The sequence below is a fragment of the Klenkia brasiliensis genome (assembly GCF_900100695.1).
GTDB lineage: Bacteria > Actinomycetota > Actinomycetes > Mycobacteriales > Geodermatophilaceae > Klenkia > Klenkia brasiliensis.
In genome coordinates, this window is record NZ_FNCF01000004.1 from 528,829 (window position 1) to 549,509 (window position 20,681).

The 20,681-nt window shown below is 74.8% G+C and carries 24 protein-coding genes and 4 tRNA genes; 21 read left to right on the plus strand and 7 right to left on the minus strand.

What is annotated here, in order from left to right:
• The first annotated feature begins 13 nt into the window (after positions 1 to 13).
• Positions 14 to 1,684, plus strand: coding sequence for a CocE/NonD family hydrolase (locus BLT39_RS14430; protein WP_242658416.1), 1,671 nt, complete (start codon positions 14 to 16; stop codon positions 1,682 to 1,684).
• On the opposite strand, the gene BLT39_RS14435 is transcribed toward BLT39_RS14430, so the two are convergent.
• Entirely contained in the window at positions 1,641 to 2,486 is an 846-nt protein-coding gene (locus BLT39_RS14435; RefSeq protein WP_091064479.1) for a class I SAM-dependent methyltransferase, read from the minus strand. The two genes, BLT39_RS14430 and BLT39_RS14435, sit on opposite strands and share 44 nt — an antisense overlap.
• Positions 2,487 to 2,693: 207 nt before the next feature.
• Between BLT39_RS14435 and rpsA the strand changes: the two genes are divergently transcribed.
• A complete protein-coding gene (rpsA, locus tag BLT39_RS14440) occupies positions 2,694 to 4,175 on the plus strand; it encodes a 30S ribosomal protein S1 (RefSeq protein WP_091064482.1) in 1,482 nt (493 codons plus the stop codon).
• A 152-nt stretch (positions 4,176 to 4,327) separates the two neighbouring features.
• Here rpsA and BLT39_RS14445 read toward each other — a convergent pair whose 3' ends face one another.
• Positions 4,328 to 4,597, minus strand: a complete 270-nt coding sequence (locus tag BLT39_RS14445) for a hypothetical protein (protein WP_091064485.1) — start codon at positions 4,595 to 4,597, stop codon at positions 4,328 to 4,330.
• A 173-nt stretch (positions 4,598 to 4,770) separates the two neighbouring features.
• Between BLT39_RS14445 and coaE the strand changes: the two genes are divergently transcribed.
• Positions 4,771 to 5,364, plus strand: coding sequence for a dephospho-CoA kinase (gene coaE, locus BLT39_RS14450; RefSeq protein ID WP_091065192.1), 594 nt, complete (start codon positions 4,771 to 4,773; stop codon positions 5,362 to 5,364).
• A 42-nt stretch (positions 5,365 to 5,406) separates the two neighbouring features.
• On the opposite strand, the gene BLT39_RS14455 is transcribed toward coaE, so the two are convergent.
• From BLT39_RS14455 to BLT39_RS14470, 4 genes are all read right to left on the minus strand, one after another.
• Positions 5,407 to 5,481: transfer RNA gene (locus BLT39_RS14455), tRNA-Val, on the minus strand.
• A 41-nt stretch (positions 5,482 to 5,522) separates the two neighbouring features.
• Positions 5,523 to 5,593: transfer RNA gene (locus BLT39_RS14460), tRNA-Cys, on the minus strand.
• Between the two features lie 39 nt (positions 5,594 to 5,632).
• Positions 5,633 to 5,704 (minus strand) — tRNA-Gly (locus BLT39_RS14465).
• A 91-nt stretch (positions 5,705 to 5,795) separates the two neighbouring features.
• Positions 5,796 to 6,248, minus strand: a complete 453-nt coding sequence (locus tag BLT39_RS14470) for an SsgA family sporulation/cell division regulator (RefSeq protein ID WP_242658417.1) — start codon at positions 6,246 to 6,248, stop codon at positions 5,796 to 5,798.
• A 171-nt stretch (positions 6,249 to 6,419) separates the two neighbouring features.
• Here BLT39_RS14470 and BLT39_RS14475 point away from each other — a divergent pair, with 171 nt between their 5' ends.
• The 4 genes from BLT39_RS14475 (at position 6,420) to BLT39_RS14490 (ending at position 8,444) form a co-directional block, all read left to right on the plus strand.
• Positions 6,420 to 7,043: a sigma-70 family RNA polymerase sigma factor gene (locus BLT39_RS14475; RefSeq protein WP_242658418.1), complete on the plus strand. Its 624-nt coding sequence runs from the start codon at positions 6,420 to 6,422 to the stop codon at positions 7,041 to 7,043.
• Positions 7,040 to 7,855, plus strand: a complete 816-nt coding sequence (locus BLT39_RS14480) for an anti-sigma factor (RefSeq protein WP_091064496.1) — start codon at positions 7,040 to 7,042, stop codon at positions 7,853 to 7,855. The genes BLT39_RS14475 and BLT39_RS14480 overlap by 4 nt, the downstream gene beginning before the upstream one ends.
• A gap of 134 nt (positions 7,856 to 7,989) precedes the next feature.
• Entirely contained in the window at positions 7,990 to 8,340 is a 351-nt protein-coding gene (locus BLT39_RS14485; RefSeq protein WP_278246994.1) for a TIGR02611 family protein, read from the plus strand.
• Positions 8,341 to 8,372: 32 nt separating this feature from the next.
• Positions 8,373 to 8,444, plus strand: a tRNA-Val gene (locus tag BLT39_RS14490).
• Between the two features lie 45 nt (positions 8,445 to 8,489).
• On the opposite strand, the gene BLT39_RS14495 is transcribed toward BLT39_RS14490, so the two are convergent.
• The gene (locus tag BLT39_RS14495) at positions 8,490 to 9,026 is read right to left on the minus strand and encodes a dihydrofolate reductase family protein (RefSeq protein ID WP_091064501.1); all 537 of its coding nucleotides are present in this window, start codon (positions 9,024 to 9,026) and stop codon (positions 8,490 to 8,492) included.
• A 91-nt stretch (positions 9,027 to 9,117) separates the two neighbouring features.
• On the opposite strand from BLT39_RS14495, the gene BLT39_RS14500 reads away from it, so the two are divergent.
• The 14 genes from BLT39_RS14500 (at position 9,118) to yajC (ending at position 20,680) form a co-directional block, all read left to right on the plus strand.
• A complete protein-coding gene (locus BLT39_RS14500) occupies positions 9,118 to 9,489 on the plus strand; it encodes an HNH endonuclease (protein ID WP_242658419.1) in 372 nt (123 codons plus the stop codon).
• Between the two features lie 112 nt (positions 9,490 to 9,601).
• Positions 9,602 to 11,623, plus strand: coding sequence for a threonine--tRNA ligase (gene thrS / locus BLT39_RS14505; RefSeq protein WP_091064509.1), 2,022 nt, complete (start codon positions 9,602 to 9,604; stop codon positions 11,621 to 11,623).
• Complete coding sequence (locus BLT39_RS14510; RefSeq protein WP_242658420.1) at positions 11,620 to 12,165, plus strand: HIT family protein; 546 nt, start codon at positions 11,620 to 11,622, stop codon at positions 12,163 to 12,165. Before thrS ends, BLT39_RS14510 begins: the two co-directional genes overlap by 4 nt.
• On the plus strand, positions 12,165 to 12,779 hold the full coding sequence (pgsA, locus tag BLT39_RS14515) for a phosphatidylinositol phosphate synthase (protein ID WP_091064512.1): 615 nt from the start codon (positions 12,165 to 12,167) through the stop codon (positions 12,777 to 12,779). The genes BLT39_RS14510 and pgsA overlap by 1 nt, the downstream gene beginning before the upstream one ends.
• Positions 12,776 to 13,708, plus strand: a complete 933-nt coding sequence (locus BLT39_RS14520; RefSeq protein WP_091064515.1) for a phosphatidylinositol mannoside acyltransferase — start codon at positions 12,776 to 12,778, stop codon at positions 13,706 to 13,708. The genes pgsA and BLT39_RS14520 overlap by 4 nt, the downstream gene beginning before the upstream one ends.
• Positions 13,705 to 14,913: a glycosyltransferase family 4 protein gene (locus BLT39_RS14525; protein WP_091064519.1), complete on the plus strand. Its 1,209-nt coding sequence runs from the start codon at positions 13,705 to 13,707 to the stop codon at positions 14,911 to 14,913. The genes BLT39_RS14520 and BLT39_RS14525 overlap by 4 nt, the downstream gene beginning before the upstream one ends.
• Before the next feature lie 24 nt (positions 14,914 to 14,937).
• On the plus strand, positions 14,938 to 15,462 hold the full coding sequence (locus tag BLT39_RS14530; protein ID WP_091064523.1) for a LemA family protein: 525 nt from the start codon (positions 14,938 to 14,940) through the stop codon (positions 15,460 to 15,462).
• A gap of 41 nt (positions 15,463 to 15,503) precedes the next feature.
• Positions 15,504 to 16,418, plus strand: coding sequence for a pyridoxal 5'-phosphate synthase lyase subunit PdxS (gene pdxS / locus BLT39_RS14535; protein ID WP_341349867.1), 915 nt, complete (start codon positions 15,504 to 15,506; stop codon positions 16,416 to 16,418).
• Complete coding sequence (pdxT, locus tag BLT39_RS14540; protein WP_091065197.1) at positions 16,415 to 17,011, plus strand: pyridoxal 5'-phosphate synthase glutaminase subunit PdxT; 597 nt, start codon at positions 16,415 to 16,417, stop codon at positions 17,009 to 17,011. Before pdxS ends, pdxT begins: the two co-directional genes overlap by 4 nt.
• 49 nt (positions 17,012 to 17,060) lie before the next feature.
• Complete coding sequence (locus BLT39_RS14545) at positions 17,061 to 17,813, plus strand: YebC/PmpR family DNA-binding transcriptional regulator (RefSeq protein ID WP_091064530.1); 753 nt, start codon at positions 17,061 to 17,063, stop codon at positions 17,811 to 17,813.
• A gap of 37 nt (positions 17,814 to 17,850) precedes the next feature.
• The gene (ruvC, locus tag BLT39_RS14550; protein WP_091064534.1) at positions 17,851 to 18,447 is read left to right on the plus strand and encodes a crossover junction endodeoxyribonuclease RuvC; all 597 of its coding nucleotides are present in this window, start codon (positions 17,851 to 17,853) and stop codon (positions 18,445 to 18,447) included.
• A complete protein-coding gene (gene ruvA / locus BLT39_RS14555) occupies positions 18,444 to 19,094 on the plus strand; it encodes a Holliday junction branch migration protein RuvA (RefSeq protein ID WP_091064539.1) in 651 nt (216 codons plus the stop codon). Before ruvC ends, ruvA begins: the two co-directional genes overlap by 4 nt.
• Positions 19,091 to 20,164: a Holliday junction branch migration DNA helicase RuvB gene (gene ruvB / locus BLT39_RS14560; protein WP_091064544.1), complete on the plus strand. Its 1,074-nt coding sequence runs from the start codon at positions 19,091 to 19,093 to the stop codon at positions 20,162 to 20,164. Before ruvA ends, ruvB begins: the two co-directional genes overlap by 4 nt.
• A 153-nt stretch (positions 20,165 to 20,317) precedes the next feature.
• Positions 20,318 to 20,680, plus strand: coding sequence for a preprotein translocase subunit YajC (yajC, locus tag BLT39_RS14565; RefSeq protein ID WP_091064548.1), 363 nt, complete (start codon positions 20,318 to 20,320; stop codon positions 20,678 to 20,680).
• Position 20,681 lies beyond the last annotated feature (1 nt).

Sequence of the window (20,681 nt, forward strand, 5' to 3'; positions counted from 1 at the left end):
CAGGATGCGGAGCATGGGTCTGGTTGATCGGGTGGCGTCGCGGGTGCTGGGGTTGGCGGCGCCGACGTCGTCGTACACCGTCGAGCGCGGGTTGAGGGTCCCGATGCGGGACGGCGTGGAGCTGGTGGCCGACCGGTACGTCCCCGACGGGGAGGTGCTGGGCACGCTGCTGGTGCGCGGGCCCTACGGGCGCGCGTTCCCCTTCTCCCTGCTGTTCGCCACCGCCTACGCCGCCCGCGGCTACCAGGTCGTGCTGCAGAGCGTCCGCGGCACCTACGGCTCCGGCGACGAGTTCCAGCCGATGTTCCGCGAGGTCGACGACGGCGCCGACACCGTCGCCTGGCTGCGGGAGCAACCCTGGTACACCGGCACCTTCGGCACCGTCGGGCTGTCCTACCTCGGCTTCACCCAGTGGGCCCTGCTCGCCGACCCGCCCGAGGACCTCGTCGCCTCCGTCGTCCTGGTCGGGCCGCACGACTTCTCCCGGGCCACCTGGGGCACCGGTGCCTTCACCGTCAACGACTTCCTCGGCTGGAGCGACATGGTCGCCCACCAGGAGGACCCGGGCCGGCTGCGCGGCCTGGTCCGCCAGGTCACCGCCCCGCGCCGGCTCGGGCCCGCCCTCGACGCGCTCCCGCTCGGCGACGCCGGGGAGCGGCTGCTCGCCGGCCGCGGCCGCTGGTACCGCGACTGGGTCGCCCACCCCGACCGCGACGACCCGTGGTGGGCCCCCGTCCAGCTCGACCGCGCCCTCGACCATCCCCGGGTGCCGGTGCTGCTCATCGGCGGCTGGCAGGACCTCTTCCTCGACCAGACCCTCGACCAGTACCTGAGGTTGAGGGGTGCCGGCGCCGACGTGGCCCTGACGGTGGGTCCCTGGACCCACACCGAGACCCTCACCCGGGGCGGGGGTCTGGTGACCCGGGAGTCGCTGGACTGGCTCGGCGAGCACCTGGCCGGCACCGGCGGTCGGCAGCGCCCCGCCCCGGTGCACGTGCACGTCACCGGCGCCGGCGAGTGGCGGTGGCTGCCGGAGTGGCCACCGGCCACCACCGACCGGACCGTCTTCCTGGCCGACGGCGGCCGGCTCGCCGACACCGCACCCGGCCCGGACGCCGCCCCCGCCGTCTTCACCGCCGACCCGGCGCGCCCCGTGCCCAGCATCGGCGGACGGCTGCTGGACAACCGCAGCGGCGGCTACGCCGACGACACCGCCCTGGCCGACCGCGCCGACGTGGCGTGCTGGACGTCGGACCCGCTGCCGGCCGACGTCGAGGTGGTGGGCGCCCCGGTGGTCGAGCTGCACCACGCCACCGACGTCGGCCACGTCGACGTCGCCGTCCGGCTCTCCCAGGTCGACCGGCGCGGCCGCTCGCGCAACGTCGCCGACGGCTACGTGCGGCTGGTGCCCGGCGACCCCGGCACCGACGCCGAGGGCGGGGTCGTCCGGCTGGCGCTGGACCCCGTCGCCCACCGGTTCCCGGCCGGCTGCCGGCTGCGGCTGGTCGTGGCCGGGTCCTCCCACCCGCACTGGTCCCGCAACCCCGGCACCGGCGAGCCGCCGGAGACCGCGGTGCGCACGGTGCGGTCCACCCGGACCGTCGCCGTCGCCGGTGGGGCCTCGCGCCTGCTGCTGCCGGTCAGCCCGGTAGGTCGCACACCAGGACCATCGTCCCGGGGATGAGCGCGGCCCGGGCCGCCGACCACTGGCCCCAGGTCTCGGTGCGTCCGGGCTCCCACTCCGGCTCCAGCAGGTCGGTCAGCACGAACCCGGCGGCCACCACGTCGCGGACCCAGTCCCCGACCGTCCGGTGGTGCTCGACGTAGGTCACCGTGCCCGCGCCGTCGGTCTCCACGTAGGGGGTGCGGTCGAAGTAGGAGCCCACCACCTGCAGGTCGGCGGGGTCGGGGGAGTCGGGGAACGGCCAGCGCAGCGGGTGGTTCACCGAGGCGACGAACCGGCCACCGGGGCGCAGCACCCGGGCCACCTCGCGCAGCGCGCCGCGGACGTCGGCGACGAAGGGCAGCCCGCCGAAGGCCGAGCAGGCCAGGTCCACGGCGTCGTCGGCCAGCGGCAGCGCGCCGGCGTCGGCCTGCAGCAGGGTGGGGGACAGGCCGGTCTCGGCGTTGAGCACCCGGGCGCGGGCGAGCATCCCCGCCGACAGGTCCAGGGCCACCACCTGCGCCCCGGCCGCGGTCAGCCAGCGCGCGCAGGGCGCCGAGCCGCAGCCCACCTCGAGCACCCGCCGTCCCGCGACGTCCCCCAGCAGCCCGGTGTCGGACTCCCGCAGCCCCTCGGGCCCCCAGAGGAAGTCGGCGTCGCCGAGGTCGGCGCCGTGCTCGGCGAGGTACGCGGGCGCCGCGGCGTCCCACCAGGCCCGGTTCGCCCGCGAGGACTCCGCGCCGGTGACCGCCCGGCGCTCCACGCCGCCGGCCAGCGGGTAGCCGTCGGAGGCCAGCGGGAGCGGGGGCGGGTCGGCGGGCATCCGGGCATGGTGGCACGGCCCCCGGCGGGCGCCCGGACCGTGGTGGACCGGCTCCCGACGGGGTGCGTACCATGGAGGGGCGCCAGAGGTCTGTGCGCTGGGCCCCCTTCGTGCGGGTTCTCTCCCGAGCCTCTCCCGTGGTCCACGGCCGGTCGGTCGTGGGTCGTCCCTGTCCCTCCACACCCCCCGTCCGGAGCACTCGACCACATGACCTCCACCCAGGTCCGTCCCGACAGCACCACCCCGCAGGTCGCCGTGAACGACATCGGCACCGAAGAGGACTTCCTCGCGGCCATCGACCAGACGATCAAGTACTTCAACGACGGCGACATCGTCGAGGGCGTCATCGTCAAGGTCGACCGCGACGAGGTGCTGCTGGACATCGGCTACAAGACCGAGGGCGTCATCCCCTCGCGCGAGCTGTCCATCAAGCACGACGTCGACCCCAACGAGGTCGTCACCGTCGGCGACGAGGTGGAAGCCCTCGTCCTCCAGAAGGAGGACAAGGAAGGCCGGCTGATCCTGTCCAAGAAGCGCGCGCAGTACGAGCGCGCCTGGGGCACGATCGAGGCGAAGAAGGAAGCCGACGAGGTCGTCACCGGCACCGTCATCGAGGTCGTCAAGGGCGGCCTGATCCTCGACATCGGCCTGCGCGGGTTCCTCCCCGCCTCGCTGGTCGAGATGCGCCGCGTCCGCGACCTGCAGCCCTACGTGGGCCGCGAGCTCGAGGCCAAGATCATCGAGCTGGACAAGAACCGCAACAACGTGGTCCTGTCCCGCCGCCAGTGGCTGGAGCAGACCCAGTCCGAGGTGCGCAGCGAGTTCCTCAACAAGCTCGCCAAGGGCCAGGTCCGCAGCGGCCAGGTCTCCTCGATCGTCAACTTCGGTGCCTTCGTGGACCTGGGCGGCGTCGACGGCCTGGTGCACGTCTCCGAGCTGTCCTGGAAGCACATCGACCACCCGTCCGAGGTCGTCGAGGTCGGCCAGGAGGTCACCGTCGAGGTCCTCGACGTCGACCTGGACCGCGAGCGGGTCTCCCTGTCGCTGAAGGCGACGCAGGAGGACCCGTGGCGTCAGTTCGCCCGCACGCACCAGATCGGGCAGGTCGTGCCCGGCAAGGTCACCAAGCTGGTGCCCTTCGGTGCGTTCGTGCGCGTCGACGAGGGCATCGAGGGCCTGGTGCACATCTCGGAGCTGGCCGAGCGCCACGTCGAGATCCCCGAGCAGGTCGCCCAGGTCGGCGACGAGATCCTGGTCAAGGTCATCGACATCGACCTGGACCGCCGCCGGATCTCGCTGTCGCTGAAGCAGGCCAACGAGGGCGTCATCGCCGAGGACGACCAGTTCGACCCGGCCGCCTACGGCATGGCCGCGTCCTACGACGAGCAGGGCAACTACGTCTACCCCGAGGGCTTCGACGCCGAGACCGGCGAGTGGCTCGAGGGCTACGAGGAGGCCCGCGAGACCTGGGAGCGGCAGTACGCCGAGGCCCAGGCCCGCTTCGAGGCGCACCAGAAGCAGATCGTCGCGGCCCGCGAGGCCGACGCCGAGGCTGCGGCCGGTGGCAGCTACTCCAGCGACGCCCCGGCCGAGGGTGGCTCGTCCACCAGCTCGTCCACCGGTGGCGGCACGCTGGCCTCCGACGAGGCCCTGGCCGCCCTGCGCGCCAAGCTCGCCGGCGGCGAGTGACCGCGTAGTACGCACCGACGGAGCGCCGTCCACCCCTCGGGGTGGGCGGCGCTCCGCCGTTGTGGGGCTCGACCGTGCCGGGGGACGACGACGTCCCCGTCCGGAGCGGGCCGGACGGGGACGGGGGACCGGCCGTGGGGCCGGTCGGGACGTCAGAGGCTGAGGATGATGGCGAACGCCGACCGGGGGCGGCCGCCGGCGTTGCTCAGGAAGTCCCAGGTGTGCCGGCCCGCGGGCACCGTCGGCCACAGCGCGCGCAGCAGCGTGAGCAGGCCGGTGCGGGGCGCGGTGGAGTGCTGCAGGCGCGCGGCGACGGCGGGGAGGTCGGCGCAGCGCACGCCCCCGGGGACGTCGGAGCGGTGCCGACCCGGGGCGCGGCGGCCGGCCGTGGCCGAGGGCGCCGGCGTCGTGGAACGGGACATCGTGGTGCCTGCCTCTCTGCGTGCCGCCCCGATCCGTGGGGCGTCGAGGCAGAACCTAGGTCGTGGGGCGCGTGTGACTGGTGCGACGCGCCGGACGCCTGGGGCGGACGGGCCGGTCGTGACCCGATCGTGATGCCGGCGCCGCCGGTGGCCCGGTGTGGCAGGGTCCGGCCATGCTGAGGATCGGGTTGACCGGGGGGATCGGGTCGGGCAAGAGCACCGTGTCGGCCCTGCTCGTCGAGCGCGGTGCGGTGCTGGTGGACGCCGACGTGCTGGCCCGCGAGGTCGTCGCGCCCGGCACCCCGGGCCTCGCGGCCGTCGTCGACGCCTTCGGGGAGGGCGTGCTGGCCCCGGACGGCTCGCTGGACCGCCCCGCACTGGCCGCCGTGGTGTTCGCCGACCCCGCGCAGCGTGCCCGGCTGGACGCCGTGGTGCACCCCCTGGTGCGGGCCCGTGCCGCGGAGCTGGTCGCCGCGGCGCCACCGGACGCCGTGGTGGTCCAGGACGTGCCGCTGCTCGTGGAGACCGGCCAGGCGGGCTCCTACGACCTCGTGGTGGTCGTGCAGGCGTCCCTGCCGGTGCGCCTGGCCCGGCTCGTGCAGCGGGGGATGACCGAGGACGACGCCCGCGCCCGGATCGCGGGGCAGGCGACCGACGAGCAGCGGGCCGCCGTCGCCGACGTGCTGCTGCACAACGACGGCAGTCGGGCAGAGCTGGCCGCCCAGGTCGAGGCGTTCTGGGCCGACCAGGTCGCTCCGGGGAGCTGACACGACGAAGGCCCCGGAGCTGCTGCTCCGGGGCCTTCGTGCTGGTGGGCGATACTGGGATCGAACCAGTGACCTCTTCCGTGTCAGGGAAGCGCGCTACCGCTGCGCCAATCGCCCGTGCTGCCCGGCCCCCCTCGAACCTGCCCGTGGGGCCGCCGAGGTGGAGACGGGATTTGAACCCGTGTAGACGGCTTTGCAGGCCGTTGCCTCGCCTCTCGGCCACTCCACCGCACACGAGCGCCGATCCGAAGATCGACGCCCGGTTCCGAGCGGATGACGGGATTCGAACCCGCGACCCTCACCTTGGCAAGGTGATGCTCTACCACTGAGCCACATCCGCAGTGCGTGGACAACTCTAACCGACCCTCCACGGGGGGTTGCACGGGGGGGTCCCCGGGGTGCGTCCCGGGACATCCGCGCAGGTCAGCGCGTCATCGGGCCCCGGTGTCGGGTCCTTCGCCCTGCAGCAGCGCGTGCAGCTCGTGGTCGACGTCGAGCGCCTCGCCCTCCCGGCCGGTCGGCACCAGCCGCTCGGTGTCGGCGACGAACCCCGCCAGCACCGACCGCGACAGCTCGAACAGCGCGTGGCCGGACGGCGCACGCAGCTCCAGGAACAGCACGTCGCCGGCCGTGCGTGCGGGCCAGAGGCGGACGTCGCCGTCCCCGGCCGGGTGCGACAGGCCGGCGCGCAGCAGGTCGCGGGCGACCATCCACTCGACCCCGCCGTCCCGGCCCTCGTCCCGGCCCTCGTCCCCGCCGTCGCCGCCGGCCAGGCCGGCGGCCGCGGGGTGCCGCGCCCGCCGCTCGTCGACGGCCGGTCGCGCCGGGCGCCCGCCGAAGCGGATGCGCACCGCGTACGGGTCGGCCGGGTCGTACCCGAGCACCGCCGGGACCTCGGTCCACGACGTCGGCCCCACCAGCTGCAGTACGGCCCGGGTCGAGCACCCGGGCACCACAGGACTCCCCATGCCGACCCAACGAGCACCACCCGGAGAGGTGACGCGCCCGGGTCGCTGAACCGCTGGACGGGTCCGGTGCGAACAGGACGTGTGACGATGGGACTCGTGACCAGGCCTGCCCGGCGTGCCGACGACGCCGCTGCGGACGCCGAGCTGGTCCGCCGGCTGCGGGCCGGTGACCGCGGCGCCGTCGACGACTTCTACGAGCGCTTCCGCCGTCCCGCCTTCGCCCTGGCCCGCCGGGTGCTGGCCGACGACGTGCTCGCCGAGGACGTCCTGCAGGACGTGTTCCTCGCCGTCTGGAAGGACCCGGGCGCCTTCGACACCGCGCGGGGCAGCGTCGCGTCCTGGCTGCTGGCGATGGTGCACCACAAGGCCGTCGACGCCGTCCGCCGCGAGGAGTCCCACCGCCGCCGGCAGACCCGCGCCGAGGACGACCTGCGGATGTCCGAGCCCATCGCCCAGCGCGACGTCGAGGAGGAGGCCGCCGAGCGGGTGGTCTCCGAGCGCGTCCGCACCGCCCTGCAGTCGCTGCCCGCGCCCCAGCGGGAGGCGCTGACGCTCGCCTACTACGGCGGCTACACCCAGCGCGAGGTGGCCGCGCTGACCGGCACCCCGCTGGGGACGGTCAAGACCCGCATGCTGGCCGGGATGCGCCGGCTGAAGGAGACGCTGGGCGGGGCCGTCGGCTCCCTGGCCGTCGAGGGGGGTGCCCGATGAGCGCGACCGACCGGCGCGACGCCGAGCACCGCGACTGGGACGAGCTCGCCGTGGGGTGGGCCCTGCACGCCCTCGAGCCCGAGGACGAGGCGGAGTTCCTGCCGCACCTGGCCGACTGCGCCCGCTGCCGGACCACGGTCGCCGACACCACCGAGGTGATGGGGGCCATGGCGACCGACCTGCCGCCGGCCGAGCCCTCGGAGGAGCTGCGGGAGCGGCTGCGCGCCGCGGTGGCGGCCACCGAACAGGTGCACCGCCCGACGCCGGCGAGCACCGGCGCGCCCACGGTCATCACCCTGCCCGCCCCGGTGGACCTGGGCACCCGCCGCTCCGGCTGGCGCCGCGCCCCGCAGCTGCTCGTCGCCGCGGGTGTGGCCGCCGTCCTCGGGTTGGGTGCGTGGAACGTCGCGCTGTCGCAGGACCGGGACGCCGCGCAGGCCACCGCGGCCAGCCAGGCGTCGATGATGTCCTCGCTGCTGGCCCCCGGGCAGATGTCGGTGGCGCGGATGGAGTCCGACGGGCACACCGTGGCCACCGTGGTGGCCCACGACGGGCAGGCCCAGGTGGTCACCGACGGCATGAGCACCAACGACGTCGCCAGCAGCACCTACGTGCTGTGGGGGCTCACCGACCGCGGGCCGGTCCCGCTGGGGACCTTCGACGTGGTGTCCGACGCGACCGACCTGCGGACCGTAGGCTCCGACGCGACCGGGCTGGACGACTACTCGGCGTACGCCATCAGTCTCGAGCCCGGCAGGACGGCGCCCGTCGCGCCGTCCGACGTCGTGGCCCGAGGACAGGTGACCAGCTGAGCGAGACCGAGAACCGGACGGCGACGACCGGCCGTCGGCCCCGGGAGACCGGGGCCGAGCGGCGGACCCGCTACGACTCCGACGACGTCGTCAGCCTGCGCGAGCGCATCGGACGGCGGGCGTGGCGCCAGCGGCTGGCCGCGAACAAGACCACCGACACCGCCTACCGGGTCGGCGTCGGGGTGGTCGGCACGCTGCTGCTCGTCGTCGGCCTGGTCACCATCCCGCTGCCCGGCCCCGGCTGGCTCACCGTCATCGCGGCCCTGTTCGTGCTGGCCACCGAGTTCACCTGGGCCGAGCGGCTGCTGGAGTTCACCAAGCGCAACGTCAAGCGCTGGACCGAATGGCTGGGCCGCCAGCCGGTCTGGGTGCGGGTGCTGGTGGCCCTGGCGACGGCGGCGTTCGTGTACGGCGTCGTGGTGGTCGTGCTGCACGTCCTCGGCGTCCCCTCGTGGGTGCCGGGGTGGGTGCCGATGTGGCGGTAGGCGTCTGGCACACTGGTCGCCGCACCGCGCCGGGGCGATTGGCTCAGCGGTAGAGCGCTTCGTTCACACCGAAGAGGTCACTGGTTCGATCCCAGTATCGCCCACCCCGAACGGCCCCCGTCCTGACCAGGACGGGGGCCGTCGCCGTCTCAGGCCGGCCCGTACACCAGGTGGGCCACCCCGTTGCTGAGCTTGGTGGCGTCCAGCAGGGCCAGCGGCTTGCTCGTGCCGTCCTCGGGGAACAGCCGGGTGCCCGACCCCACGGCCACCGGGTAGACGAACAGGTGCAGCTCGTCGACCAGGCGGTCGGCGACGAGTGCGCGCACCAGCGTCGCGCTGCCGCTGACGTAGAGGTCGTGGTCGTCCCTGAGCGCCCGCAGCCGGTCGACGTCGTAGGGCAGCACCTGCGCCGGGCCCCAGCCCGGGTCGGTGAGCGACCCGGAGACCACGTACTTGGTGGTGTCGTTGAAGAACGGCGCGCCCGGGTCCTCGGCGGCGGTGCGGGTCGACCACGCCGGGCCGAACATCTCGTAGGTGGTGCGGCCCAGCAGGATGCCGTCGGCCTCGGCGGTGAGCGCACCGATGGCCGCGGCCAGGTCGTCGGGGAAGCCGTAGTCCATCGTCCACATCGGTGCGTCCACGACGCCGTCGACGGTGGTGAACTCGTGCACCGTGATGCTGCCCATGGGGAGTGGCTCCTCGGTTCGGGGGGCGGTCACGGGGGAGACCGCCGCGCTCGGCAGGAATCATCGGCGCCGCGGGCGGACGATGGTCGACGTGACCGCCCAGCCCGACCGCGCCGCCCGGCTCGCCGCGGCGCTGGAGCGGGACGGGCCGACCTGCGTGTGGTGCGGGCGCACCTTCGACCGGCACGTCCGGCCGACCACCGAGCACGTGGTGCCCCGGGTGCGCGGTGGGCCGTCCTGGGCGGAGAACGAGGTCGCCGCGTGCAGCCGCTGCAACGCCGCCCGCGGGCACCGCGGTGCGGTGGAGTGGCTCGCGGAGTGCCGCGCCCGGGGGTGGGCACCCGACGCCGGGCGGGTGGCCCGGGCGCTGGAGTCGCTGGCCGCGGCGGTGGCGGTGCGCGGCGGCCAGCGGCGTGCCCGCCCGCACCTGGACGCCCAGCTGCGGCGGCTGCGGGCCGGCTGACCCCGCCGACGGGGTGGAATGCGGGGGAGCGCGTCACCCCCGGGCCGTACTCTCGCGGGTGCCGGTCGACCCCGTCCGGCGCCCGTCCCCGCACCTCCCGAGGAGCCCCGCCGTGCCAGCCGTGCCGCAAGCGCCCACCGCCGCCGTCCTGGTGCCCGCCGGCACCACGGCGACCCAGGCGCTCAAGGACGCCGGGGTGCCCCTCAAGGGGGCCGACGCGGCCGTCGTGGTCCGGGTGGACGGCGAGCTGAAGGACCTGGCGTGGGTGCCCGACGCCGACACCGAGGTGGAGCCGGTCGCGGCGTCCAGCCCCGACGGCCGCGCGGTCATCCGGCACTCGGCCGCCCACGTGCTCGCCCAGGCCGTGCAGGACCTGTTCCCGGGCACCCGGCTGGGCATCGGCCCGCCGGTCAGCGACGGCTTCTACTACGACGTCGACCCCGAGAAGCCGTTCACGCCCGAGGACCTGCAGGCCATCGAGATGCGGATGCAGGCCATCGTCCGGGAGGGCCAGTTCTTCGCCCGCCGCGAGATCTCCGACGACGACGCCCGGGTCGAGCTCGCCCACGAGCCCTACAAGCTGGAGCTGATCGGGCTCAAGGGCGGTGCCGGTGACGCCGCGGAGGGGGCCGACGTCGAGGTCGGCGGCGCCCAGCTGACCATGTACGACAACCTCGACCCGAGGTCGAGGGAGCGGGTCTGGACCGACCTGTGCCGCGGCCCGCACCTGCCCCGCACCAGCGCCATCCCGGCCTTCGCGCTCACCCGGGTGGCCGCGGCCTACTGGCGCGGCAACGAGAAGAACCCGCAGCTGCAGCGGGTGTACGGCACCGCGTGGGAGTCCAGGGACGCGCTCAAGGCCTACCAGGACCACCTGGCCGAGGCCGAGCGCCGCGACCACCGCCGGCTGGGCGTCGAGCTGGACCTGTTCAGCTTCCCCGACGAGATCGGCTCCGGCCTGGCCGTGTTCCACCCCAGGGGCGGGGTGGTCAAGCGCGAGATGGAGGACTACGTCCGCCGCCGGCACATCGAGGAGGGCTTCTCCTACGTCGGCAGCCCGCACATCTCCAAGGGCGGGCTGTTCGAGACCTCGGGCCACCTGCCGTACTACGAGGACACCATGTTCCCGGCCATGGACCTGGAGAACTCGAAGTACTACCTCAAGGCCATGAACTGCCCGATGCACAACCTGATCTTCCGGTCGCGCGGGCGGTCCTACCGCGAGCTGCCGCTGCGGTTCTTCGAGTTCGGGTCGGTGTACCGGTACGAGAAGTCCGGCGTGGTGCACGGCCTGACCCGGGTGCGCGGGCTGACCCAGGACGACTCGCACTCCTACGTGACGCCCGAGGGCGCGCCGGGGGAGATCCGCCACCTGCTGGCCTTCGTGCTCGGCCTCCTCAAGGACTTCGGGCTCGACGACTACTACCTGGAGCTGTCGACGCGGGGTGACTCCGAGAAGTTCATCGGCTCCGACGAGGAGTGGGACGTCGCCACCCGGGTACTGGAGGACGCGGCGAAGGAGACCGGCCTGGAGCTGGTGCCCGACCCTGGCGGCGCGGCCTTCTACGGGCCGAAGATCTCCGTGCAGGCCCGCGACGCGATCGGGCGCACCTGGCAGATGTCGACCATCCAGTACGACTTCAACCAGCCGGCCCGCTTCGGCCTGGAGTACAGCGCCGCCGACGGCACCCGCCAGCAGCCGGTGATGATCCACTCGGCGAAGTTCGGCTCCATCGAGCGGTTCTTCGGCGTCCTCACCGAGCACTACGCCGGCGCGTTCCCCGCCTGGCTGGCCCCGGTGCAGGTGCTCGGCATCCCGATCACCGACGAGCAGGTGCCCTACCTGACCGACGTCGCCCGGCAGCTGCGGGCCCGCGGCATCCGGGTGGAGGTCGACGACTCCGACGACCGGATGCAGAAGAAGATCCGCACCGCGTCCAAGCAGAAGGTGCCCTTCGTGCTCATCGCCGGGGCCACCGACGCCGAGGCCGGGGCGGTGTCCTTCCGCTACCGCGACGGCAGCCAGCGCAACGGCGTCCCCGTGGCCGAGGCGGTCGAGGCGGTCGCCGCGTGGGTCGCCGACCGGCGCAACGACGACCCCGCCGCGGAGCTCCCCGACGAGAGCACCGCGTGAACCCCGACGCAGGCGGGCCGACGACGGTCTTCGAGCAGCTGTGGACCCCCTACCGGATGGCCTACATCCAGGGCGAGGGCAAGCCCACCGGCGACCACGACTGCCCGTTCTGCCTCATCCCGGCGATGGGCGACGAGGAAGGGCTCGTGGTGGCCCGCGGCGAGCTGGTGTTCGCGGTGCTCAACAAGTTCCCGTACAACGCCGGTCACCTGATGGTCGTGCCCTACCGGCACGTCGCCGACTACACCGACCTGACCGGGGCCGAGGTCGCCGAGCTCGGTGCGTTCACCCAGACCGCGATGCGGGTGGTGCGGCAGGTCAGCGGCGCGCACGGGTTCAACGTGGGGATGAACCAGGGGTCGGTGGCCGGGGCCGGCATCGCCGACCACCTGCACCAGCACGCCGTCCCCCGGTGGGGCGGGGACACCAACTTCATGCCGGTGCTCGGGCTCACCCGGGTGCTGCCCCAGGTGCTCACCGACACCCGCGGGCTGCTCGCCGACGCCTGGCCCGCACCCGCCCCGACGGGGGACGCCGGCTGATGCTCGGGGTCAACCTGCGGCCGGCGGTCGCCCGCGTCTGGGCCCCCGTCGTCCGCACCCTGCTGCGGGCCGGCGTCACGGCCGACACGGTCACCCTGCTGGGCACGGTGGGCGCGGTCGCCTCGGCGGTGTTCCTCATCGGCAACGGCTGGCTGTGGTGGGGCGCGGTCGCGGTCACCCTGTTCGTGCTGCTGGACATGCTCGACGGCGCGCTGGCCCGCGCCCGCGGCGGCGGGTCGGTCTTCGGCGCGGTGCTGGACTCCACCGGGGACCGCGCCGCCGACGCGGCCATCTTCGCCGCCCTCGCCTGGTGGTTCTCCGGCGCCGGCGACAACCGGATGGTGGTGTGGCTGGCGCTGACCTGCCTGGTGCTCGGTGTGCTCACCTCCTACGTCAAGGCGCGCGCCGAGGGCATGGGCCTGACCTGCGACGTCGGCCTGGTCGAGCGCACCGAGCGGCTGATCCTGGTGCTGGTGGGCACCGGCTTCACCGGCATCGGCATCCCGTACGCGCTGCAGGTGTGCCTGTGGGTCCTGCTGGTCGGCAGCACCGTCACGGTGGGCCAGCGCTTCGTCGAGGTCCACCGGCAGTCGCAGGGCCGCACGCTGCCGTGAGCGGGCTGCAGCTGGCCGGCCTGCGCGACCGGCTGGTCGACGCCGGCTACGCCGCGGGCTGGGGCGCGGTCAAGGCCCTGCCCGAGCCGGTGGCCGCCACCGCCTTCGACCGGGCCGGCGCCTGGGCCGCCGGCCGGGACGGGCGCGGCACCCGCCAGCTGCGCGCCAACCTGCGGGTGGTGACCGGCCTGTCCGGCGACGCCCTCGACGCGCTGACCACCGACGCCGTCCGGTCCTACGCCCGGTACTGGCTGGAGGCCTTCCGGCTGCCCACCCTCGGCGTCCCGCGGCTGCTCGCGGGCACCACCCTGGTCGGTGCCGAGCACCTGGAGGCGGCCCGGGCCGCCGGCCGGCCGGCGGTCCTCGCGCTGCCGCACAGCGGCAACTGGGACGCCGCCGGTGTCTGGTTCGTGGACTGGCTCGGCGGGCCGTTCATGACCGTGGCGGAGCGGCTGCGGCCCGAGGCGCTGTACGAGCGCTTCCTGGCCTACCGGGAGTCCCTCGGGTTCCGGGTCGTCCCGCTGACCGGCGGGGCGCGGCCCAGCTCCGCGGTGCTGTCGGAGTGGCTGGCCGCCGGCCGCTCGGCCTGCCTGCTCGTCGACCGCGACCTGTCGGCCTCGGGCATCCCGGTCACCTTCTTCGGCCGGGCCACCACGATGCCCGGCGGCCCGGCGCTGCTGGCCGCGCGCAGCGGTGCGGCCCTCCTGCCCGCGGTCTCCCACTTCGACGGCTCCGGCTGGCGGCACACGGTGCACCCCGAGGTCGACGTCCACGGTGCGGGCCGGCTGCGGGACCGGGTGCACGCCGGCATGCAGGGCGTCGCCGACGCCTTCGCGGTCAGCATCGCCGCCCGGCCGGTCGACTGGCACCAGCTCGGCCGGATCTGGGCCGACGTCCCGCCCGACCCGCAGCGGGGGAGCGGGGCGTGAGGGTCGGGCTGGTCTGCCCCTACAACTGGGACGTCCCCGGCGGCGTGCAGTACCACGTGCGGGACCTCGCCGGGACGCTGCGCGGGATGGGCCACGAGGTCGACGTCCTCACCCCGGCCGAGCAGGAGGAGTCGCTGCCGGCCGGGGCCACCTGGGCCGGCCGGGCCATCCCGATCCCCTACAACGGGTCGATGGCCAGCTGGCAGTTCGGCGTGCTGTCCGCCGCGCGCACCCGCCGCTGGCTGCGCGAGGGCCACTTCGACGTGGTGCACGTGCACGAGCCGGCGCCGCCGTCGGTGGCGCTGCTGGTCTGCATGATCGCCGACGGCCCGATCGTGGCCACCTTCCACGCGGCGTCCGTGCGCTCGAAGTGGCTGGCCGCCTGGGGCCCGGTGGTCCGGCCGTGGCTGGAGCGGATCGCCGGCCGCATCGCGGTGTCGGACTTCGCCCGCCGGCTGCAGGTCGAGCACCTGGGCGGCGACGCGGTGGTCATCCCCAACGGCGTGCAGGTCGCCGCCTTCGCCGCGGGCCCCCGGCTGCCCGCCGCCGAGCACGACGGGCCGACGGTGGGCTTCCTGGGCCGCTACGACGAACCGCGCAAGGGTCTGCCGGTGCTGCTGGAGGCGATGCGCACCGTGGTCCGCGAGCTCCCCGGTGCCCGGCTGCTGGTGGCCGGCCGCGGCGACCCCGACGAGCTGCGCGCCCTGGTCGGCCCCGACCTGGAACCCGCCGTCGTGCTGCTCGGCGAGCTCGCCGAGGACGAGAAGGCCGCCTTCCTGCGCACCGTCGACGTGTACTGCGCGCCCAACCTGATGGGCGAGAGCTTCGGCGTCGTGCTGGTCGAGGCCATGGCCGCCGGCGCGCCGGTGGTCGCCGCGGACCTCGACGCCTTCGCCCGGGTGCTGGCCGACGGCACGGCGGGCGTGCTGGTCCGCCGCGGCGACGCCACCGCGCTGGCCCGGGTGCTGGTCGACCTGCTCGGCGACCCCGACCGGCGCGCGGAGCTCACCGCGGCCGGCCGCGAGCGCGCACGGGACTTCGACTGGGCGACGCTGGCCGCGCAGGTGGTGGCCGTCTACGAGACCGTGGTCCCGGCCGGGGGCGGCGAGGTCACCGCGCACGGGGCCGACGAGGACCCGCTGCCGGTCGAGCCGGTCCCCACCCGGACGGAGGGGTTCCTGCCGCGTTGGCTGCGCCGGTCCTGACCGCGCGCCGGTAGCGTCCCCCGGGTGACGTCGACGGGCTGGGTGCTGCTGGCGGTCGGCGTCGTGCTCGTCCTGCTGCTGGCCTGGGCGGTGTTCACCCTCGCCCGGCTGCGCCGGCTGGAGGGCCGGGTCGACCGCGCGTGGGAGGCGCTCGAGGGTGCGCTGACCCGCCGGGCCGAGCTCGCCGACGCCGTCGCCCGCGAGCACGCGGAGGACCTGGGGGCGCTGCGCGCGGACGCGCTGGCCGGTGCCGTCGCCGACGCCCGCCGGCCCTCCGGCGGGGACCGGGAGGTGGCCGAGAACGCCCTGGGCCGGCTGGTGCGCGAGCTGCCGGACCCGCTGCGGGCACCCGAGCTGGACGACGCCGGCTGGCGGGTGGGGCTGGCCCGGCGGTTCTACAACGACGCCGTCCGCGACACCCGCGCCCTGCGCCGGCGCCCCGGGCCGCGCACGCTGCGGCTGCACGCGCGCCGGCCGCTGCCGCGGTTCTTCGACATCGACGACGGCCTGGACGCCGTGGTGGGCACCGGGCCCGTCGGCCGCGCCTGACGCGCTCCTACGATGGGTCGACCGCAACCGAAGTCGAACCCGTGAGGCGCACCGTGTCCGAGACCCCCGTCCCCCCCAGCACCGGCACCGACCGCGTGAAGCGCGGCATGGCCGAGCAGCTCAAGGGCGGCGTCATCATGGACGTCGTCGACGCCGCGCAGGCGCGCATCGCCGAGGACGCCGGCGCGGTCGCCGTCATGGCGCTGGAGCGGGTGCCCGCCGACATCCGCGCCCAGGGCGGCATCGCCCGGATGAGCGACCCGGACATGATCCAGGGGATCATCGACGCGGTCTCCATCCCGGTGATGGCCAAGGCCCGCATCGGCCACTTCGTCGAGGCGCAGGTGCTGCAGTCCCTCGGGGTGGACTACATCGACGAGTCCGAGGTGCTCACCCCGGCCGACGAGGCCCACCACATCGTCAAGACCGACTTCACGGTGCCCTTCGTGTGCGGCGCGACCCACCTGGGCGAGGCGCTGCGCCGGATCGCCGAGGGCGCGGCGATGATCCGGTCCAAGGGCGAGGCCGGCACCGGCAACGTGGTCGAGGCCACCCGGCACATGCGGTCGCTGCGCTCGGGCATCCGCGCGCTGACCACGATGGACGAGACCGAGCTCTTCGTGGCGGCCAAGGAGCTGCAGGCGCCCTACGAGCTGGTGGCCGAGGTGGCCCGCACCGGCAAGCTCCCCGTCGTGCTGTTCACGGCCGGCGGCATCGCGACCCCGGCCGACGCGGCGATGATGATGCAGCTGGGTGCCGAGGGCGTGTTCGTCGGCTCGGGCATCTTCAAGTCCGGCGACCCCGCGCAGCGCGCCGCCGCGATCGTGCAGGCCACCACGTTCCACGACGACCCGGCGGTCATCGCCAAGGTCAGCCGCGGGCTGGGCGAGGCCATGGTCGGCCTGAACGTCGACACCCTGCCGGCCGACCAGAAGTACAGCTCCCGCGGGTGGTGAGCGCCCCGCTCGTCGGGGTCCTCGCGCTGCAGGGCGACGTCCGGGAGCACCGCGCCGTCCTCGAGCAGCAGGGTGCGCGCACGGTCGCCGTCCGGCGACCCGAGGAGCTGGCCGGGGTCGACGGCCTGGTGCTGCCCGGCGGGGAGTCCACGACCATCGCCAAGCTGGCCGACCGGTGGGGCCTGCTGGGGCCGCTGCGCGCCGCGGTGCGCGGCGGGCTGCCGGCCTACGGCTCCTGCGCGGGCATGATCCTGCTCGCCAACCGGCTGCTGGACGCCCCCGCCGACCAGCAGACCATCGGCGGCCTGGACGTCGTCGTGCGGCGCAACGCCTTCGGCCGGCAGGTCGACAGCTTCGAGTCCGAGGTCGAGGTCGCGGGCCTGCCCGGCGGCCCGGTGCACGCGGTCTTCATCCGCGCGCCGTGGGTGGAGGAGACCGGGCCGGGGGTGCAGGTCCTCGGCCGGGTCTCGGGCGGGCCGGCCGACGGTAGGATCGTCGCGGTCCGCCAGGGCGACGTGGTCGCCACCAGCTTCCACCCGGAGCTCACCGGCGACACCCGCATGCACCGGTTCTTCGTGGACCTCCTGCGGTGACGGTGCGCGAGCGGCCCGGCGGACGACGACCAGCGAGCGAGGAGACACCATGAGCGGCCACTCCAAATGGGCGACGACCAAGCACAAGAAGGCGGGCATCGACGCCAAGCGGGGCAAGCTCTTCGCCAAGCTGATCAAGAACATCGAGGTCGCCGCCCGCACCGGTGGCGGTGACGTCAACGGCAACCCGACGCTGTACGACGCCGTCCAGCGGGCCAAGAAGTCCTCGGTGCCCAACGACAACATCGACCGCGCGGTCAAGCGCGGCGCGGGCCTGGAGGCCGGCGGCGTCGAGTACTCGACGATCACCTACGAGGGCTACGCCGCCGCCGGGGTCGCGGTGCTCATCGAGTGCCTCACCGACAACAAGAACCGCTCGGCCATGGAGGTCCGCACCGCCATGACCCGCAACGGCGGGTCCATGGCCGACCCGGGCTCGGTGTCCTACCTGTTCAGCCGCAAGGGCGTCATCGTCGTCCCCTCGACCGGCACCACCGAGGACGACGTCATGCTCGCCGTCCTGGACGCCGGCGCCGAGGAGGTCCGCGACCTCGGCGACACCTTCGAGGTCGTCTGCGAGCCGACCGACCTGGTCGCCGTCCGCACCGCGCTGCAGGACGCCGGCATCGACTACGACTCCGCCGAGGCCGGCTTCGTGCCCAGCGTCCAGGTCGAGCTCGACGCCGACGCCGCGGCCAAGGTGTTCAAGCTGATCGACGCGCTCGAGGACTGCGACGACGTGCAGAACGTCTACGCCAACTACGACGTGTCGGACGAGGTCATGGAGACCATCGACGCCTAGGCTGTCGAACGTCTGTTCGCACAGTGAGGGGTTGTCGGTGCGCGTGCTCGGGATCGACCCGGGGTTGACCCGGTGCGGGTGGGGTGTCGTCGACGGGCGCCCCGGTGCCCGGCCCACCGCGGTCGGCGTCGGGGTGGTCCGCAGCGACCACACCCTGGCCCTGGAGCTGCGGCTGCTCGAGCTGCACACCGCCGTCACCGCCCTGGTCCGCGAGCACCGGCCCGACGTGGTGGCGATCGAGCGGGTCTTCCAGCAGAACAACAAGGGGACGGCGACCGGTACCGCGCAGGCCGCCGGCGTCGCCGCGCTGGCCGCCGCGCAGGCCAGCCGGCCGGTGCACTGGCACACCCCGAGCGAGGTCAAGGCCGCCATCTCCGGCAGCGGCCGCGCCGACAAGGAGCAGGTCACGCTGATGGTCACCCGGGTGCTGGGGCTCTCCACCCCGCCCAAGCCCGCGGACGCCGCGGACGCCCTCGCGCTGGCGGTCTGCCACGTGTGGCGCGGGCCCACCCAGGACCGGCTGCGGGTCGCCGCGCTGGCCGCCGGTGCCGGCGTCGGGGCGGCGCCGCTGTCGGTGGCCACCCGCTCGGCCGTGCGGCCGGGCCGCTGGCAGGGCATCGGGAGCGGTCGGTGATCGCCAGCGTCGCCGGGCGGGTGGCCGCGGTCAGCCCCGACGGCGCGGTGGTCGAGGTCGGGGGGATCGGCCTGGCCGTGCAGTGCACGCCCGGGACCATCGCGCGGCTGCAGGTGGGGGAGACCGCCCGGCTGGCCACCAGCCTGGTCGTCCGCGAGGACTCCCTGACCCTCTACGGGTTCGCCGACGACGACGAGCGGCAGCTGTTCGAGCTGCTGCAGACCGCCAACGGCGTCGGCCCGCGCCTGGCGCAGGCCGTGCTGGCCATCCACCCGCCCCGCGATGTGCGCCGCGCGGTGGCCACCGGTGACCTCAAGGCGCTCATGCAGGTGCCCGGCATCGGCAAGAAGGGCGCCGAGCGGCTCGTGCTCGAGCTGCGCGACCGCCTCGGCGCCCCGACCGGCGACGTGAGCCTGGACGCCGTGGCGGCCGCCGCCGGTGCCACCGGCTCGGCCGCCGTCGCACCCGTCGCGCCGTGGCGGGACCAGCTGACCACCGCGCTGGTCGGCCTGGGCTGGACCGTGCGCGAGGCCGAGGGTGCCCTCGCCCAGCTGGCCCCGGTCGTCGACGAGCAGATCGCCGCCACCGGGTCGGTCGACATCGCCGTGCTGCTGCGCCAGGCCCTGCGCCTGCTGGGCCGGTCGTGACGGAGTCCGACGCCTCCCCGTGGGCCGGGGACGAGGAACGGGTCGTCGAGTCGGCGCTGCGGCCGCACTCGCTGGCCGAGTTCGTCGGCCAGCCCAAGGTCGCCCGGCAGCTGGACCTGGTCCTGGAGGGCGCCAAGCGCCGCGGCCGGCCGCCGGACCACGTGCTGCTCTCGGGTCCGCCCGGGCTGGGCAAGACCTCGCTGGCGCTGATCATCGGCAGCGAGCTGGGCACCTCCGTCAAGATCACCTCGGGGCCGGCGATCGAGCGGTCGGGCGACCTGGCGGCGATGCTGTCCAACCTCGGCGAGGGCGACGTCCTGTTCATCGACGAGATCCACCGCATCGCCCGGCCCGCCGAGGAACTGCTGTACATGGCGATGGAGGACTTCCGGGTCGACGTCGTCGTCGGCAAGGGTCCGGGGGCCACCGCCATCCCGCTGGAGATCTCGCCGTTCACCCTGGTCGGCGCCACCACCCGCGCCGGCCTGCTGACCGGGCCGCTGCGCGACCGGTTCGGGTTCGTCGGGCAGATGGAGTTCTACTCGACCGCCGACCTGCAGTCGGTGCTGCGCCGCAGCGCCGACCTGCTCGGGGTGGCCATCGACGAGGACGGGTCGGCCGAGATCGCCGGGCGCTCCCGCGGCACCCCGCGCATCGCCAACCGGCTGCTGCGCCGGGTCCGCGACTACGCCGAGGTGCGCGCCGACGGCCGGATCACCCAGCCGGTGGCCCGCGCCGCGCTGGCCCTCTACGACGTCGACGAGCTCGGCCTGGACCGGCTGGACCGCGAGGTGCTGCACGCCCTGGTGGTCAAGTTCAACGGCGGGCCGGTGGGCGTCGCGACGCTGGCCGTGGCCGTGGGGGAGGAGCCGCACACCGTCGAGGAGGTCTGCGAGCCCTTCCTCGTGCGGGCCGGGCTGCTCGCGCGCACCCCCCGCGGCCGGGTCGCCACCGAGGCCGCCTGGGCCCACCTCGGTCTGCCGGTCCCCGAAGGCGTGTGGCTGCGCGGGGGCATCCCGCAGGGCGCGCCCGGCGACCAGCCTGCACCCCCCACCCTGTTCGACGCCTAGACTGCACGGCGCTGGTGCGCCCACCCCTGGGTGGCGCGCGCCCTGCGCCGGTCGCGCCCACGGGTGCGCCGCAGCCCTGAGTTCCCCCGAGCGGCCGCCCCCGGTGGTCGCACAACCGCGCCGGACCGGGCGCGGTGGAGAGGCACGACAACCGTGGAGCAGTTCTTCCCGCTCATCCTGCTGGTGCTGGCGTTCGCGCTGCTCATCGTGCTGCCGGCCCGGCAGCGCAAGAAGATGGCCGCCAACGCCCAGAAGCTGCAGGAGTCCCTGAGCGTCGGCACCCCGGTCATGCTGACCAGCGGCCTGCACGGCACGGTGGCCGGCTTCGGCGAGGGCACCGTCGACATCGAGATCGCCCCCGGCGTCGTCGCCACCTTCGCCCGCCCGGCCGTGATGGAGGTCCGCACGCCCGACGGCGCGGTCCTCGACGCGCAGGCCGGCGAGGTCGTCCCGCCGCGCGACGAGCGCACCGGGCTGGTCGACGGCGACGGCGACCCGACCGAGCGCAGGGCCTGAC

Bases quoted from the DNA above. Each gene is read 5' to 3' on its own strand.
- BLT39_RS14430 (WP_242658416.1), top strand. From the start codon at position 14: ATGGGTCTGGTTGATCGGGTGGCGTCGCGGGTGCTGGGGTTGGCGGCG.
- BLT39_RS14435 (WP_091064479.1), bottom strand. From the start codon at position 2,486: ATGCCCGCCGACCCGCCCCCGCTCCCGCTGGCCTCCGACGGCTACCCG.
- rpsA (WP_091064482.1), top strand. From the start codon at position 2,694: ATGACCTCCACCCAGGTCCGTCCCGACAGCACCACCCCGCAGGTCGCC.
- BLT39_RS14445 (WP_091064485.1), bottom strand. From the start codon at position 4,597: ATGTCCCGTTCCACGACGCCGGCGCCCTCGGCCACGGCCGGCCGCCGC.
- coaE (WP_091065192.1), top strand. From the start codon at position 4,771: ATGCTGAGGATCGGGTTGACCGGGGGGATCGGGTCGGGCAAGAGCACC.
- BLT39_RS14475 (WP_242658418.1), top strand. From the start codon at position 6,420: ATGGGACTCGTGACCAGGCCTGCCCGGCGTGCCGACGACGCCGCTGCG.
- BLT39_RS14480 (WP_091064496.1), top strand. From the start codon at position 7,040: ATGAGCGCGACCGACCGGCGCGACGCCGAGCACCGCGACTGGGACGAG.
- BLT39_RS14495 (WP_091064501.1), bottom strand. From the start codon at position 9,026: ATGGGCAGCATCACGGTGCACGAGTTCACCACCGTCGACGGCGTCGTG.
- pgsA (WP_091064512.1), top strand. From the start codon at position 12,165: ATGCTCGGGGTCAACCTGCGGCCGGCGGTCGCCCGCGTCTGGGCCCCC.
- BLT39_RS14545 (WP_091064530.1), top strand. From the start codon at position 17,061: ATGAGCGGCCACTCCAAATGGGCGACGACCAAGCACAAGAAGGCGGGC.